The following is a 13,815-nucleotide window of genomic DNA, read 5'->3' on the forward strand; positions in this document are numbered from 1 at the left end:
CAGCCGCCACAACCCCAGCGTTCCCATCTGGCTGGACCACATCGCCCTGAAGGCCGTGGCCCGCAACCGCGCCCACCGGTTCGAGACCGCCGAGGAACTGCTGCTGGCGCTGGAGCGCGGCGCCTCGCGCCCGCTGTCGGCTCCCGGTCCGCAGCCTCTGATGCAACGCGACGCCACGGCGCTGTGGAAGATCGCGCTGGCCGTGAGCGTGCTGGTGAATCTGTTGCTGATCTACTGGCTGTTGTTCTTGCCGCGGTAACGGGCTGCGGTTTGCTGCAAAAAAGATAGCTTGACGCGCTTGCTGGATAAGAGCCAGAGCCTATTTTTCTTGGATTTTCACCTTTGCCGTCGGGGCCGGTGCCTGCGAAATCCGGGCGGAAGGCTTCGACAGGCTCGGCCCGAACGGGGGCTGGTGTTGCCGTCACCGTTCACGCGCTGCGCGCACGTCCACCCTTCTAGCGAAAGTGCGGGCAACGGCGCGCGTTGGCTGGCTGCGCCAGCTCAGGCACTGCGTGCCCGACCGCCCTTTTAGCGAAAGTTCGGTAAGCGCTGCGCGCTTACGTGCTACCGCACGTCATGCGCTACGCGCACGTCCACCCTTCTAGCGAAAGTGCGGGCAACGCTGCGCGTTGGCTGGCTGCGCCAGCTCAGGCACTGCGTGCCCGACCGCCCTTTTCCGCCCAGGTCCGCGTCCAGCGGATCTGCATCACGCGCAGCAACAGCAGCATGGCCAGCGCGCAGGCGGCAATGCCAACAAAGCCCCAGAGATACGTGCCGGTGTACTGGCGCGAGATGCCCATGCCATTCGGGATCAGGCCGCCGCCCAGCGCGCCGATCTCGCCAATCATCGAGCCCGCCACCGCCGTAGCCAAGGGCCAGCGCAGCGGAACCAGCTGGAACAATGCGCCGTTGCCAGCCCCCAGGGCCGCGAAGCACACCAGGAACAGCAGCACGGTCACGGGCAGGGATTTTTCGGCCAGGCCGCACAGCACCATGCTGACGGCCGTGATCGCCAGCACGCCCGTGAGGGTGTTCACCCCGCCCCAGTGGTCCGAAAGCCAGCCGCCAAAGATGCGCAGCGCCGCCCCCAGGAAGGCGGCCATCATCGTGAGCTGGCCAGCGGCCACCTTGCTCACGCCGAACTGGTCGTAGAAATAGCTGGGCAGAAAGGTGGTGAGGCCGATGAACCCGCCAAAGGTCACGGCGTAGATCAGGCTGAAGGCCCAGCCGTCTTTTTCAAACAGGCAGGCGATGTGCTCACGGAAGCTGGCGTGGGGTGCGAGGTCGGGCGGCTCCTTGGCATATACCGCCATCACCAACGCGGGCACGGCCACGCTCACGGCCGCAAAGCCGTACACGGCCTGCCAGCCAAACTTCTGCGCCAGCATGGGGGCCAGCAGGGCCGCCACGGCCGTGCCCACATTCCCCGCCCCCACGATGCCCATGGCCAGGCCCTTGTAGCGCGGCGGGAACGAGCCCGAGCCCAGCGACAGCGCCACGCCAAAACTGGCACCCGCCACGCCCAGCAGGATGCCCATGGCGAGCAGGTCGTTGTACGAATGCACGAACAGATAGCCGTAGCCCATGGCCACGAAGATGCCGGCCATCTCGACCAGCGTGGCGTTCTTGCGCCCGATGTACTGCGCCAGGATGCCCAGCGGAAACCGCATCAGCGCGCCCGCGAAAATGGGGATGGAGAGCATCATCCCCATCTGCGTTGGCGTGAGCGAGAAGCTGTCGCGGATGAACGGCGCCATGGCCCCGTTGATCACCCAGATGGCGCAGGAAAAGCCGAAGTACAGGAACGAGGACCACAGCGTGGGTGCGTGGCCGGATTTGAGGAACTCGCGAAATTGGAGCATGGCAATGCAATCGTGCGCAGGACGGCGGGTTGGCAAAGGCCGTGGGGCGGCACCCTGCCGCTGCGGCCAGAACCCGCGCACCTGCCAACAAACCCAATAAAAAAGGCGCCTGCACGGACCGCGCTTGCGCGTTCCGTGAAGACGCCGACGTCTTTGTGCCCAATCCTTCGTTGCACCGGGCCCAACGCAGCCTGCATTGGCTGCACCCATTTAAAGCAATGGCTGTGCCAGTTCGGTGCCTGAGGCCTTTCAAGGCCAGAAGCGCTGCAAGCCCAGTATGAGAAAGCGCCAGCTGCTATCAGTTTTGTATTCGAACCGGTGGCGTGAGCCGGCAAGGTGCGCTGCGACCCCAATCGCAAGCCTGGAATTGGTGCATTGCACCGGCTTGGGGATTTCTTGCCCGGTCGTGGCATAAACCCGTTGGTTTCCAAGGAACGCTGCATTAGGATGTTTTGAATGCGACGGCGAAACGGTGCACGCCTTTGCACCCGGGCCTGCCGACACCGAAGTTTCTTGAGGGAGGAGTTTGTTCATGCGCGTCAACCTGCCCGTCAGCTCCCACGAATATCCCTTTCCCACCGGCCAGACGCTGGTTTCCACCACCGACCTCAAGGGCCGCATCCTCTACTGCAATCCGGCGTTCATCGAGGTGAGCGGCTACCAGCAGCAAGAGTTGCTAGGCCAGCCCCACAACCTGATCCGACACCCCGATATGCCCGAAGAGGCCTTCAGGGACATGTGGCAGACCATTGCCAGCGGCACGCCCTGGTCCGCCCCGGTCAAGAACCGGCGCAAGGACGGCAGCTTCTATTGGGTGATGGCCAACGTGACGCCGCTCATGCAGGGCGACCAGCCCACGGGCTACATGTCGGTGCGCACCGAGGCCTCACGCGAGCAGATCCAGGGCGCCGAGCGGCTTTACCAACAGATGCGGGCCGAGAAGCAGGCCGGCAAGCTGGTTCACACCCTGCGCGAAGGACGGGTGCTGCGCAATACCCCGCTCGCCCGCCTGGGCCGGGCCGTTCAGCCGGGGCCGGCCGGCCGCTCGGTGCTGTGCACTCTGCTGCCGGTGCTGGCGTCTTGGGGTGCGGCATTGGCGGGCGGCCACACCATGACCTTCGCTGCCGCACTGGCCTGGCTCGGCGCGGTGGTGCTGGCCCTGTGCACGGCAGCCTACATGCACCGGTCCAACGTGGCGCCGTTGTCCCAGATGCTGCGCTGGGCCAATCGCATGGCGGCGGGGGATTTGACGCAAAAAATCTCTGCGTCCCGCACCGATACGGCCGGCCAGTTGCAAAAAGCGCTGGCGCAGCTCAACGTGAACCTGCTGTCCATCGTGCGCGACGCCCGGGTCCAGAGTGAGCACATGCAGGTCTCCACCCGCGAGATTGCCCAGGGCAACCAGGACCTGTCGGAACGCACGGAAGCCCAGGCCGGCAACCTGGAGCAGACAGCGGCGTCGATGGAGGAAATCACCGGGACCGTCAAGCAGACAGCTGAATCGGCCCGCCAGGCGTCCACACTGGCAACCCAGGCCACGCAAGTGTCCGAGCGCAGCAGCGAAGCCGTGGACGGCGTGGCCGACACCATGCAGCAGATCCAGGCGGCCTCCAGCCGCATCAGCGAAATCACGCAACTTATCGACTCCATCGCGTTCCAGACCAACATCCTCGCGCTCAACGCTGCCGTGGAAGCCGCGCGGGCAGGCGAGCAGGGCCGCGGGTTCGCGGTGGTGGCATCCGAGGTGCGCAGCCTCTCGCACCGCACCCTCTCGGCCGCCAAGGAGATCCGCCAGCTCATCGACGACTCGGCGGCCAAGGTGAGCGAAGGGCACCGGAAGACCGATGCAGCCCAGAAGACGATGGCCGAATCGCTGGAGCTGGTGCGGCGGGTGAACACGCTGATCAGCGAGATTCACAGTGCGTCTGACGAGCAGCTCAGCGGCATCTCGCAGATCAATGCCGCCGTGGCGCAGCTGGACACGATCACGCAACAGAACGCCGCCCTGGTGGAGGAAAACGCGGCATCGGCGATGCAGCTCAGCGGCCAAGCGCAGACCATGACCGAGACGGTGCGCGTGTTCCGCATCGACGCCTCAGCCCCCGCGCACGCGCGCGATGCGGTGGCGCTGCGCAAGGAGATGAAAGCAGTGTCGCCGCAGGAGACTCTGGCGGCGGCCTGAGCGCAGCCGTCGCAACCCCATTGTCAGTGCGACTGTGGAAATGGCTTCGCCAGGCCACCGGTGGCGTCCCCCCTGCGGGGACGCCGCGCAGCGGCTCAGGTGGGTTACGTACTCCCGCGCACCGTCAACTCAAACCCCAGGTCCACCGAATTGCGCTCGGGCGTCTCGCCGCGCATCAGCGCCAGCAGCATCCCTGCGCTGGCCTCGCCAATGGCTGAGCGGGGTGTGCGCACGGTGGTGAGCGGGGGCAGCATCTGGTCGCTGCCTGCCAGATCGTTGAACCCCGAAATCGCCACCTGGCCCGGCACCGAAAGGCCCAGCCGCTGTGCTGCCAGCAGGCCGCCCTGGGCCAGGTCATCGTTGCAAAAGAACACGGCGTCCACGCCGGGCCGGGTGCGCAACAGCTCCTCCAGCAATTCACCGCCCAGGCGCATGGACGAAGGCTGCGGGCTGAGCAGTTCCAGTTTGGGGTCGTACAGGCCGGCTTCCTTCAGGCATTGGCGGTAGCCTTCGGCGCGCTGCATGGTGCGCGGGTCCAGCTGGGCGGCCACGAAAGCGATGTGCCGGCGGCCCCTTGTCAGCAGGTGGGCTGTCATGACGTAGCCTGCATCCTGCTGCGAAAAGCCCACGCAGTAGACGCCCGGGGCCGAGGTCAACTCCATCAGGTGCACACAGGGCACGCCGCTGGCGGCGATCATCTGGCGCGCGGCCTCGGTGCGGTCGAAGCCGGTGACCAGCAGGCCCGCGGGGCGATGGGCCAGGTAGGTGCGCAGCAGCTGTTCTTCCTCCTGTGGGTCGTAGTGCGTCACGCCGATCAACGCCTGGTAGCCGTGCGGAAACAGCGCGCGGTGCACGGCCTCCAGCACGTCCACGAACAGCGCGTTGGACAGCAGGGGCACCAGCACCGGCACCTGCACGCTGCGCTGCGATGCCAATGCACGGGCCGCAGGGTCGGGCACGTAGCCCAGACGCTGGACGGCGTCCTTCACGCGCTGCACCAGTTCCTGGGCCACGCCACGTTCGCCACGCAGGGCGCGGGACGCGGTGATGGGGCTGACCTCGGCGGCCTTGGCGACGTCGCTCAGCGTGATGCGGCCGCTGGACCGGCGTTTTGTCTCGGGTTTGTTCAAGGGTTAACCCTCATGGGGCTTGGGGAGGACCTGGTTAGGATAGCGCTGTCCAAACGGTGGGGCAAGGCAAACGAAGCCATTTTCGATGAAGTTGCAGAAGTCGCCAAAGTTTGTGCGGCATCCAGACGGATGCCTTTTTTGTGAATTGTTTGGATAGCGCTACCAATATGAGTTTTCATCCGTCTCCGGCTTTTGTGGTTGTCATGGGCGTGGCGGGCTGCGGCAAGTCGAGCCTGGGTTCTGCCCTGGCACAGGCCGAGGGCCTGCCCCTGATCGAAGGGGATGACCACCACAGCCCCGCGAGCCGCGAAAAGATGCGCCAGGGCATTGCCCTGACTGACGCAGACCGTGAAGGCTGGCTGACCACCTTGGGGCAACTGCTGCAAGCCCAGCCCCGGGGCGCGGTGCTGACCTGCTCTGCGCTCAAGAGGGTCTACCGGGACCGCTTGCGCAATGCCTGCCCCGGGCTGCGGTTTGTCTTTCTGGAGATCGACCGCGCCAACGCCGGCCAACGTGTGGCCGCCCGTGCGGACACCCATTTTTTCTCCAGCGCGCTGGTGGACAGCCAGTTCGCCACGCTGGAATCCCCCGTGGGCGAAACGGGCGTGCTGCGCCTGGATGCGTTGCTGGACCTGCCCACCCTGCAACAGCAGGCCTCGGCCTGGCTGGCCACGAAGGAGACCGCATGAGTTCCCCCGCACAACATGCCGTGCCGCAGAGCCGCTTTGCCCGGATCTCCCAGGTGCTCATGGCCAGTTGCCTGGGCGTGATGGCCGTGGCCGTGTTCATCAACGTGGTGCTGCGCTACGGCTTTGGCAGCGGCGTGGCGGCCAGCGAAGAGCTGTCGCGCCTGTTGTTCGTCTGGATGGTGTTCATTGGCGCGGCAGCGGCTTACCCGGCTGGTGAGCACATGGCCTTCACCAGTCTGGCGGGGTTGCTGGCCAAGCGCCCGGTGGCTTTTGGCGTGTTGACGGCCCTGATCCGGCTGCTGGTGATCACCGCCAGCACCATGCTGGCCTGGGGCGCTTGGCAGCAGGTGGTGGTGGGCATGGGCAGCCGCTCCGTGGTCATGGCCTACCCGGCTGCGCTGCTGCCGCTGCCCGCCTTTTTGTGCGCGGTGGCCATCAGCGTGATGGCGACCATCGAGTTGTTTCAACGCAAGCCGCTGGACCTCGGTCATGGCGCCGAGGTGGAGTAGGTGATGATGGCCATGGGACCCGAAGCGCAGGCTTTTATCGTTTTTTCGCTGGGCATGCTGGTGCTGATGGGCACCGGCATGAACATGGGCCTGGCCCTGGTGCTCACGGGCGCCGGCATGGCCTGGGTGCTCGACTTCTGGGACACGCAGCTGCTGGCCCAGAACTTGGTGGCGGGGGTGGACAGCTTTCCGCTGCTGGCCGTGCCCTTCTTTATCCTGGCGGGTGAGCTGATGAACTCGGGCGGCATCAGCCGCCGCATCATCGACATGGCCCAGGCCTGGGTGGGGCATATCCGGGGCGGGCTGGGCTACGTTGCCATCGGCGCTGCGGTGCTGATGGCGAGCATGAGCGGATCGGCCCTGGCCGACACGGCCGCCCTCGCCACCATTCTGCTGCCCATGATGCGCCAGCAGGGCTACCCCATGAACACGTCGGCGGGGCTGATCGCCTCGGGCGGCATCATCGCGCCCATCATTCCGCCGTCCATGCCGTTCGTGATCTATGGCGTGACGACCAACACCTCGATCTCGGCGCTGTTTGTGTCGGGCATCGTGCCGGGACTGATGATGGGCGCGGGTCTCATCTTTGCCTGGCGCTGGGTGCTGCGCGGCATGGACTTGCCCCAGGGCGAGCCCTTGCCCATCAAGGACCGCCTGCGCGCCACGGCGCGCGCCTTCTGGGCCATGCTGATGCCGCTCATCATCATCGGCGGCATGAAGACCGGCGTGTTCACGCCCACCGAGGCCGCTGTGGTGGCCGCCTTCTACGCGCTGGTGGTGGCGCTGTTCATCCACCGCGAGATGAAAGTGGCCGACATCTACGGCGTGCTGGTGCGCGCGGCCAAGACGACTTCCATCGTGATGTTCTTGTGCGCCGGTGCCCAAGTGGCCAGCTACATGATCACGCTGGCCGACCTGCCCAATGTGCTGACCAGCTGGCTGGGCCCGCTGGTGGAGAACCCGCGCCTGTTGATGGCCGTGATGATGATTGTGCTGGTGCTCATCGGCACGGCGCTGGACCTCACGCCCACCATCCTGATCTTTGCGCCCGTGATGTTGCCCATCGCCGTCAAGGCGGGGATCGACCCGGTGTACTTCGGCCTGATGTTCGTGCTCAACGGCGCGATCGGCCTCATCACGCCGCCCGTGGGCACCGTGCTCAACGTGGTGGCCGGGGTGGGGCGCATCTCGATGCACAGCGTCATCAAGGGCGTGAACCCCTTCCTTTTCACCTACGTGCTGATCCTGGCGCTGCTGGTCGTGTTTCCCCAGATCGTGACTGCGCCTGTGGTTTGGCTGCGCTGACTCCCTTTCACTCTCTTTTTCCTTTCCCCCTCGCCAATGGAGACAACCATGAAAACTTTCCGTCGCACCCTGCTGGCCGCCCTGTCGGTTGCTGCCATCACCTGCTCCTTCCAGGCCGCAGCGCAAGACTTCAAGCCGCGCATCATCCGCTTTGGCTACGGCCTGAACGAGGACTCCAATCAGGGCCGGGCCACCAAGCTGTTTGCCCAGGAAGTGGAAAAGGCTTCGGGCGGCAAGATGAAGGTGCGCGCCATCGGTGCTGCCGCGCTGGGCTCGGACGTGCAGATGCAGCAGGCGCTGATCGGCGGTGCGCAGGAGATGATGGTGGGCTCCACCGCCACACTGGTGGGCATCACCAAGGAAATGGCCATCTGGGATACGCCCTTCCTCTTCAACAACGCCAAGGAAGCCGACGTGGTGCTGGATGGCCCCGTGGGCCAGAAGGTGATGGACAAGCTGCAGGAAAAGGGCCTGGTGGGCCTGGTGTACTGGGAGAACGGCTTCCGCAACCTCACCAACAGCAAGCGCCCCGTCAACAAGCTGGAAGACATGGACGGTATCAAGCTGCGCGTGATGCAGAACAACGTCTTCCTCGACAGCTTCAAGACCCTGGGCGCCAATGCCGTGCCGCTGCCGTTCTCGGAACTCTTCACCGCGCTGGAGACCAAGACGGTCGACGGCCAGGAGAACCCCTACAACACCATCCTGTCCAGCAAGTTCTATGAGGTGCAGAAGTACCTCACCGTGACCAACCACGTCTACAGTCCCTGGATCGTGCTGGTGAGCAAGAAGTACTGGGATGGCCTGTCGAAGGCCGAGCAGAAGGTGCTGCTCGACGCCGCCAAGAAGAGCCGCGACTTCGAGCGCCAGGACACGCGGGCTGAAGCCGACAAGGCCTTGGCCGACCTCAAGGGCAAGGGCATGCAGGTGAACGAGCTGCCCGCCGCCGAAGCCAACCGCATGCGCGAGAAGCTCAGTGCGGTGAACGCCAGCATCGCCGCCAACGTGGGCGAGAGCCTGTGGAAGGAAGTGCAGGCAGCCGTGGCCCAGGCGCGAGCCGGCAAGTAAGCAAGCCTCACGTCCGCCAAAGAAAAAGGCCGAGACCCCGGAGGGTCTCGGCCTTTTTTTGCGCCTGCGAAGGCGGCCTGCATTACGGTGCAGGCAAGGGCAGCTGACAGGCTTACAGCGAGCCGGCTTCGCCTGCAGAGATCTTGCCGGTACGCACGGCTTCGGCGGCTTCGGCGCGCACGGCAGCGCGGTCGGCGGTGGACTTGTAGGTCACCACGCGCGAACCCAGGGGCTCGATGCTGCGGGTGGCTGCCACGGCAGCGGCTTCAGTTTGCACTTCGGCGCGGGTGCGGTTGGTTTCGAACTGGGTGGCGAATTGCGAAGCGTCTGCTTCGTCGGCCTGGGCGCCAAACGAAGCGAAAGCGGCAACAGCGGCGATGGAGAGGAAGCGTGCGGTCTTGTTCATGGTGTTACTCCTGAAAATTTGCGAAAAATGGATAAGCAATGAAAAAAGGGCTGCCGGGTAAAGGATGTCTCACCCGGCAATCACCGGATCAGCTGGCTTCTGCGGGGCCCACGCGGCCGGTGCGCATGGCCTGGGCAGCAGCTTCAGCACGCACGGCAGCGCGGTCGACCGTGGACTGGTAGGTCGTCACGCGGGAGCCCAGGGGTTCCAGGTTGCGGTTCTGGGCGGCGGCGGCGGCTTCGCTGATCACTTCGGCGCGGGTGCGGGTCGTTTCGAACTTGAGGGCGAATTGCGAGCCATCGGCCTCATCAGCCTGAGCGCCCACCGAGGCGAAAGCAGCTACAGCAGCAACAGCGAGAAAACGTGCGGTCTTGTTCATGATGAAAATCCTTGAAGTTAAAAAGCGTCTCAAAAAAGCCGAGGGGAAGATCCCGTGCACCGTTTGCGCTTGGCTTCCCACCGGGTTCGGTGAGTCGCCTTGCGGGTTCGGCTCATCGATGGGATGAACTGTACGCCGCAGGCGACTGAAGAAAAACCAGTTGGTCGCAAACTATCTGTTCCAGTTTTGGAAACAATCTTCCTGCTCGTTTCTGTCCACCCGCCTGCTGAGCTGGGGGCGTTGAAATCTGGTGTGGAGGTGTTGCCTACTGCGTGGAACATGGGCTGTATCGTGCCGGCCCCTGCCCGCGGCGTCGTCTCGCCGCGGTTTCGGTTCTTTTCAGTTTGTTTCGTTGCAGGTCGAATGCAACAGGGGCGAAACAGATGCATCGCTGTTGCCACAACGGGGCCGCAAGCGTGGCAAATCGGGCTCGTGCGGGTTGCGCCCGCTGGGCTTATGGGCTGAAATCTCTCTGTACCTGTTTCAGGTTTTATGAGGGAGGTTTCATGACCGTTGTCGCCAAAATTCTGCAGTCCAAACCGGATTCCACCGTCCACACCATTGCGCCCACGGCATCGGTTTTCGACGCGCTCAAGCTCATGGCCGACAAGGGCATCGGCGCCCTGGTGGTCACCGAGGGGGATGCTATCGTCGGCATCTTCACCGAGCGTGATTACGCGCGAAAGATCGCCCTGCTGGGCCGCACGTCAGCCGCCACGCTGGCGCGGGATGTGATGACCACCTCGGTGCGCTTTGTGCGGCCCGAGCAGACCAGCGAGCAGTGCATGCAGATCATGAGCACGGGCCGCCTGCGCCATCTGCCCGTGGTGGACAACAACGGCAAGCTCGTGGGCATGATCTCGATCGGGGACCTGGTCAAAGACATCATCTCCGAGCAGAAATTCATCATCGAGCAGCTGGAGCAGTACATCACCGGTAGCCACTAGAGACAACCGCCTGAGTGGCCGCGCAACTTCTCCTTGCTCTCGAATGGCTGTTCCGTTCGGGAAGGGGGCGCCGCCAGCGCGGCGGGCCGGCCCTTGGTCTGGGGCAGCGCGTATGGAAAGTGCTCTGAAGGCGCCCCCGAAAAACAAGAGCTCTGCCCCGTAAAGGGCAGAGCTCTCATTTTTTTGCGCGGCAAGGTCAGGCCGCTTTTTCGACGTGCCCCTGGCGCGTGTACAAGAAGTCAATCACCGCCTTGCGGTAGTGCACGTACTGCGGGTCTTCGGCCAGCTCCACGCGGTTGCGGGGGCGGGGCAGGTCCACGGCCAGCACCTCGCCAATCGTGGCAGCGGGGCCGTTGGTCATCATCACGATCTTGTCGGACAGCAGCACGGCTTCGTCCACATCGTGCGTCACCATCACCACCGTGCTTTGCGTGCGGGCCACGATCTCCAGCAGTTCGTCCTGCAGCTTGGCGCGCGTCAGGGCGTCCAGCGCGCCGAAGGGCTCGTCCATCAGCAGTACCTGGGGCTCCATGCTCAGTGCCCGGGCGATGCCCACGCGCTGCTTCATGCCGCCGGAGATTTCCCCGGGGCGTTTTTGCCCGGCGTGCGTCAGGCCCACCAGGGCCAGCGCGGCATCGGTGCGGGCCTTGAGCTGGGTCTTGGTTTCCTTGGCGCCAAACACGCGCTCCACGGCCAAGTAGATGTTGTCGAAGCAGGTGAGCCAGGGCAGCAGCGAGTGGTTCTGGAACACCACGGCACGCTCGGGGCCCGGGCCCTTGATCTCCTTGTTGGCGCACAGCAGCGAACCGTTGGTGGGTGTGGTCAGGCCGGCGATCAGGTTCAGCAGCGTGGACTTGCCGCAGCCAGAGTGGCCGATCAGCGCCACGAACTCGCCCTTGGCGATGGTCAGGTTGATGTTGCGCAACGCCGGGAACAGGCCCTTGGCGGTCTTGAAGGTCTGCTCAACGCCGTGGATCTCGATGAACTTGGTGCTCATGGAGGGGTGTGCGGATGCTGCCGTGGTGGTCGTGTTCATGCTTTCACCTCTTCAAAAGTAAATGCGGTGGCCAGCTTGATGAGTGCGAACTCCAGCACCAGCCCGACGATGCCGATCACGAAGATCGCGATGATGATGTTCTTGACGTTAAGGTTGTTCCACTCGTCCCACACCCAGAAGCCGATGCCCACGCCGCCGGTCAGCATCTCGGCCGCCACGATCACCAGCCAGGCCGTGCCCACGGCCAGGCGCACGCCGGTCAGCATGTAGGGCAGCACGGCGGGGAAGAGGATCTTGGTGGCGATCTTCCATTCGCTCAGGTTCAGCACGCGGGCCACGTTCATGTAGTCCTGCGGCACGCGCTGCACGCCCACGGCGGTGTTGATGATCATGGGCCAGATGGAGCAGATGAAGATGGTCCAGATGGCCGCCGGGTTGGCGCCCTTGAAGACCAGCAGGCCAATGGGGAGCCAGGCCAGTGGCGACACGGGGCGCAGCAGGCTGATGAGCGGGTTGAACATGCGCGAGAGGAAGTGAAAGCGCCCGATCACGAAACCCGCCGGAATGCCCACCAGCGCCGCCATGCCAAAACCGATGGCCACGCGCTCCAGCGACATCAGCACGTTCCAGCCCACGCCCTGGTCGTTGGGGCCGTTGCGGTAGAAGGGGTTGCTGAAGATCTCCAGTGCCTGCTTCCAGGTTTCCGCTGGCCCGGGGATGCTGTTGCCGGTGGTGGCCGAGACAGCCGCCCACAATCCCACCAGCAAGGCCAGGCCGCACAGCGGCGGCAGCACCGCCATCCAGAAGCTGCGTGACAGAGCCGCCCAGTCGCGCCCCGCGGGGGACGCGACTGCGGGCGTGGAGCTTGATGCCGGTGCGGGGGCTGAGTGTTTTTGGCCTCTGGCGCTTGCGGGTGAAGCGCTGCCAGCTGCATTATTCATAGCATTCTGTGCAACCACGGGGGCTGCATCCAACGGGGAGTGAAAGACGGCACTGACCATGGTGTTCTCCTGTGCTGGGTGGGCGTGGCAGGGCGTTTACGCCTTGATCTTGAAGCTGTCGGCGTACTTGGCAGGGTCCTTGCCGTCCCACACCACGCCGTCCATGAACTTGCTCGTGCGCATCTCGCTCTTGGGCAGCGGCGTCTTCGATGCGGCGGCGGCCTGCTTGTAGACGTCGATGCGGTTCACGGCCTTGGCCACGTTCAGGTAGTCGGGATGGTCCTTCACCAGGCCCCAGCGCTTGTGCTGTGTGAGGAACCACATGCCGTCCGTGAGGTAAGGGAAGTTCACCGTGCCTTCGTTGAAGAACTTCATGTGGTTGGGGTCGTCCCAGGTCTTGCCCATGCCGTCCTGGTAGCGGCCCAGGATGCGCTGGTTGATGGCGTCCACGCCGGTGTTCACGTACGCCTTGCCGGCAATGGTCTCGGCCATCTTGTTCTTGTTCGCCAGGCCCTCGTCGATCCACTTGCCGGCCTCCAGAATGGCGGCCGTCACGGCGCGGGCCGTGTTGGGGTACTTCTGCACGAATTCGGATGTGGTGCCCAGCACCTTCTCGGGGTGGTCCTTCCAGATGTCCTGCGTGGTGGCGGCGGTCACCCCGATGCCATCCATGATGGCGCGGTGGTTCCAGGGCTCGCCCACGCAGAAGCCGTCCATGTTGCCCACGCGCATGTTGGCCACCATCTGCGGCGGCGGCACGGTGATGACCTTGGCATCCTTCATGGGGTTGATGCCGTTGGCCGCCAGCCAGTAGTAAAGCCACATGGCATGCGTGCCGGTGGGAAAGGTCTGCGCGAAGGTGTATTCGCGCTTCTCGCTGGCCATCAGCTTGGCCAGGCCCGCACCGTTGACCGCGCCCTTGTCGGCCAGCTTCTTGGACAGCGTGATCGCCTGGCCGTTGTGGTTGAGGTTCATCAGGACGGCCATGTCCTTCTTGGGGCCCGCCAGGCCCAGGTGCACGCCGTAGACCAGGCCGTACAGCACGTGGGCAAAGTCGAGTTCGCCATTCACCAGCTTGTCGCGCACACCGGCCCAGGACGCCTCCTTGGTGGGAATGATGGTCACGCCGTACTTCTTGTCGATGCCCAGCACCGACGCCATCACCACGCTGGCGCAGTCGGTCAGCGGAATGAAGCCGATCTTGACTTCCTTCTTCTCCGGCGCGTCCGAGCCCTGGGCGTGCACGAGGGCGCGCAGAGCCGGGCTCACGCCCACGGCACCCACGGTGGCGGCCTGCAGCACGGTGCGGCGGTTCAAGCTGGTTTTGAGCAGATCGGTCATGGGGCTTCCCTCGTTTGCATGCGTTAAAAACAAAAAAGTGCCCCGGTGCGTGTGGAGCG

Annotated in this window: 14 protein-coding genes and 1 pseudogene; 7 read left to right on the forward strand and 8 right to left on the reverse strand. The window is 64.6% G+C overall.

The features are described from left to right. Window positions 1-259, forward strand: a pseudogene (locus tag MRY84_RS07830) (bifunctional protein-serine/threonine kinase/phosphatase); the annotation flags it as partial. Between the two features lie 388 nt (window positions 260-647). On the opposite strand, the gene MRY84_RS07835 reads toward MRY84_RS07830, so the two are convergent. Together MRY84_RS07835 and MRY84_RS07840 are read right to left on the reverse strand one after the other, a co-directional pair. Further along, complete coding sequence (locus MRY84_RS07835) at window positions 648-1,862, reverse strand: MFS transporter (protein ID WP_291505169.1); 1,215 nt, start codon at window positions 1,860-1,862, stop codon at window positions 648-650. A 249-nt stretch (window positions 1,863-2,111) separates the two neighbouring features. Continuing rightward, the gene (locus tag MRY84_RS07840) at window positions 2,112-2,396 is read right to left on the reverse strand and encodes a hypothetical protein (protein ID WP_291505170.1); all 285 of its coding nucleotides are present in this window, start codon (window positions 2,394-2,396) and stop codon (window positions 2,112-2,114) included. Between MRY84_RS07840 and MRY84_RS07845 the strand changes: the two genes are divergently transcribed. After that, entirely contained in the window at window positions 2,395-4,044 is a 1,650-nt protein-coding gene (locus tag MRY84_RS07845) for a PAS domain-containing methyl-accepting chemotaxis protein (RefSeq protein WP_291505171.1), read from the forward strand. The genes MRY84_RS07840 and MRY84_RS07845 overlap by 2 nt on opposite strands. Before the next feature lie 104 nt (window positions 4,045-4,148). On the opposite strand, the gene MRY84_RS07850 is transcribed toward MRY84_RS07845, so the two are convergent. After that, window positions 4,149-5,174 carry a LacI family DNA-binding transcriptional regulator gene (locus MRY84_RS07850; RefSeq protein ID WP_291505172.1) on the reverse strand — a complete coding sequence of 342 codons (1,026 nt, stop codon included), beginning with the start codon at window positions 5,172-5,174 and terminating at the stop codon, window positions 4,149-4,151. 167 nt (window positions 5,175-5,341) lie between these two features. Here MRY84_RS07850 and MRY84_RS07855 point away from each other — a divergent pair, with 167 nt between their 5' ends. The 4 genes from MRY84_RS07855 to MRY84_RS07870 are packed head-to-tail and all read left to right on the forward strand — an operon-like array spanning window position 5,342 to window position 8,745. Continuing rightward, on the forward strand, window positions 5,342-5,863 hold the full coding sequence (locus MRY84_RS07855) for a gluconokinase (protein WP_291505173.1): 522 nt from the start codon (window positions 5,342-5,344) through the stop codon (window positions 5,861-5,863). Then, entirely contained in the window at window positions 5,860-6,372 is a 513-nt protein-coding gene (locus MRY84_RS07860; protein WP_291505174.1) for a TRAP transporter small permease subunit, read from the forward strand. The genes MRY84_RS07855 and MRY84_RS07860 overlap by 4 nt, the downstream gene beginning before the upstream one ends. A gap of 12 nt (window positions 6,373-6,384) precedes the next feature. Further along, window positions 6,385-7,677 carry a TRAP transporter large permease subunit gene (locus MRY84_RS07865; protein ID WP_291505182.1) on the forward strand — a complete coding sequence of 431 codons (1,293 nt, stop codon included), beginning with the start codon at window positions 6,385-6,387 and terminating at the stop codon, window positions 7,675-7,677. A 48-nt stretch (window positions 7,678-7,725) separates the two neighbouring features. After that, the gene (locus tag MRY84_RS07870) at window positions 7,726-8,745 is read left to right on the forward strand and encodes a TRAP transporter substrate-binding protein (RefSeq protein WP_291505175.1); all 1,020 of its coding nucleotides are present in this window, start codon (window positions 7,726-7,728) and stop codon (window positions 8,743-8,745) included. A gap of 112 nt (window positions 8,746-8,857) precedes the next feature. Here the strand turns inward: MRY84_RS07870 and MRY84_RS07875 are convergent, their stop codons facing one another. Continuing rightward, the gene (locus tag MRY84_RS07875) at window positions 8,858-9,151 is read right to left on the reverse strand and encodes a DUF4148 domain-containing protein (protein ID WP_291505176.1); all 294 of its coding nucleotides are present in this window, start codon (window positions 9,149-9,151) and stop codon (window positions 8,858-8,860) included. 88 nt (window positions 9,152-9,239) lie between these two features. After that, complete coding sequence (locus MRY84_RS07880; RefSeq protein WP_291505177.1) at window positions 9,240-9,530, reverse strand: DUF4148 domain-containing protein; 291 nt, start codon at window positions 9,528-9,530, stop codon at window positions 9,240-9,242. A 506-nt stretch (window positions 9,531-10,036) separates the two neighbouring features. Here MRY84_RS07880 and MRY84_RS07885 point away from each other — a divergent pair. Then, entirely contained in the window at window positions 10,037-10,477 is a 441-nt protein-coding gene (locus tag MRY84_RS07885; RefSeq protein WP_291505178.1) for a CBS domain-containing protein, read from the forward strand. A gap of 196 nt (window positions 10,478-10,673) precedes the next feature. Here the strand turns inward: MRY84_RS07885 and MRY84_RS07890 are convergent, their stop codons facing one another. Genes MRY84_RS07890 through MRY84_RS07900 form a run of 3 tightly spaced genes read right to left on the reverse strand, consistent with a single transcriptional unit; the run spans window position 10,674 to window position 13,756 of the window. Next, the gene (locus MRY84_RS07890) at window positions 10,674-11,513 is read right to left on the reverse strand and encodes an ABC transporter ATP-binding protein (protein ID WP_291505179.1); all 840 of its coding nucleotides are present in this window, start codon (window positions 11,511-11,513) and stop codon (window positions 10,674-10,676) included. Continuing rightward, window positions 11,510-12,475, reverse strand: coding sequence for a nitrate ABC transporter permease (gene ntrB / locus MRY84_RS07895; RefSeq protein WP_291505180.1), 966 nt, complete (start codon window positions 12,473-12,475; stop codon window positions 11,510-11,512). Before ntrB ends, MRY84_RS07890 begins: the two co-directional genes overlap by 4 nt. A gap of 36 nt (window positions 12,476-12,511) precedes the next feature. Beyond that, a complete protein-coding gene (locus MRY84_RS07900; protein ID WP_291505181.1) occupies window positions 12,512-13,756 on the reverse strand; it encodes a CmpA/NrtA family ABC transporter substrate-binding protein in 1,245 nt (414 codons plus the stop codon). Window positions 13,757-13,815 lie beyond the last annotated feature (59 nt).

The organism is Acidovorax sp. (assembly GCF_022763525.1).
Lineage (GTDB): Bacteria > Pseudomonadota > Gammaproteobacteria > Burkholderiales > Burkholderiaceae_C > Acidovorax.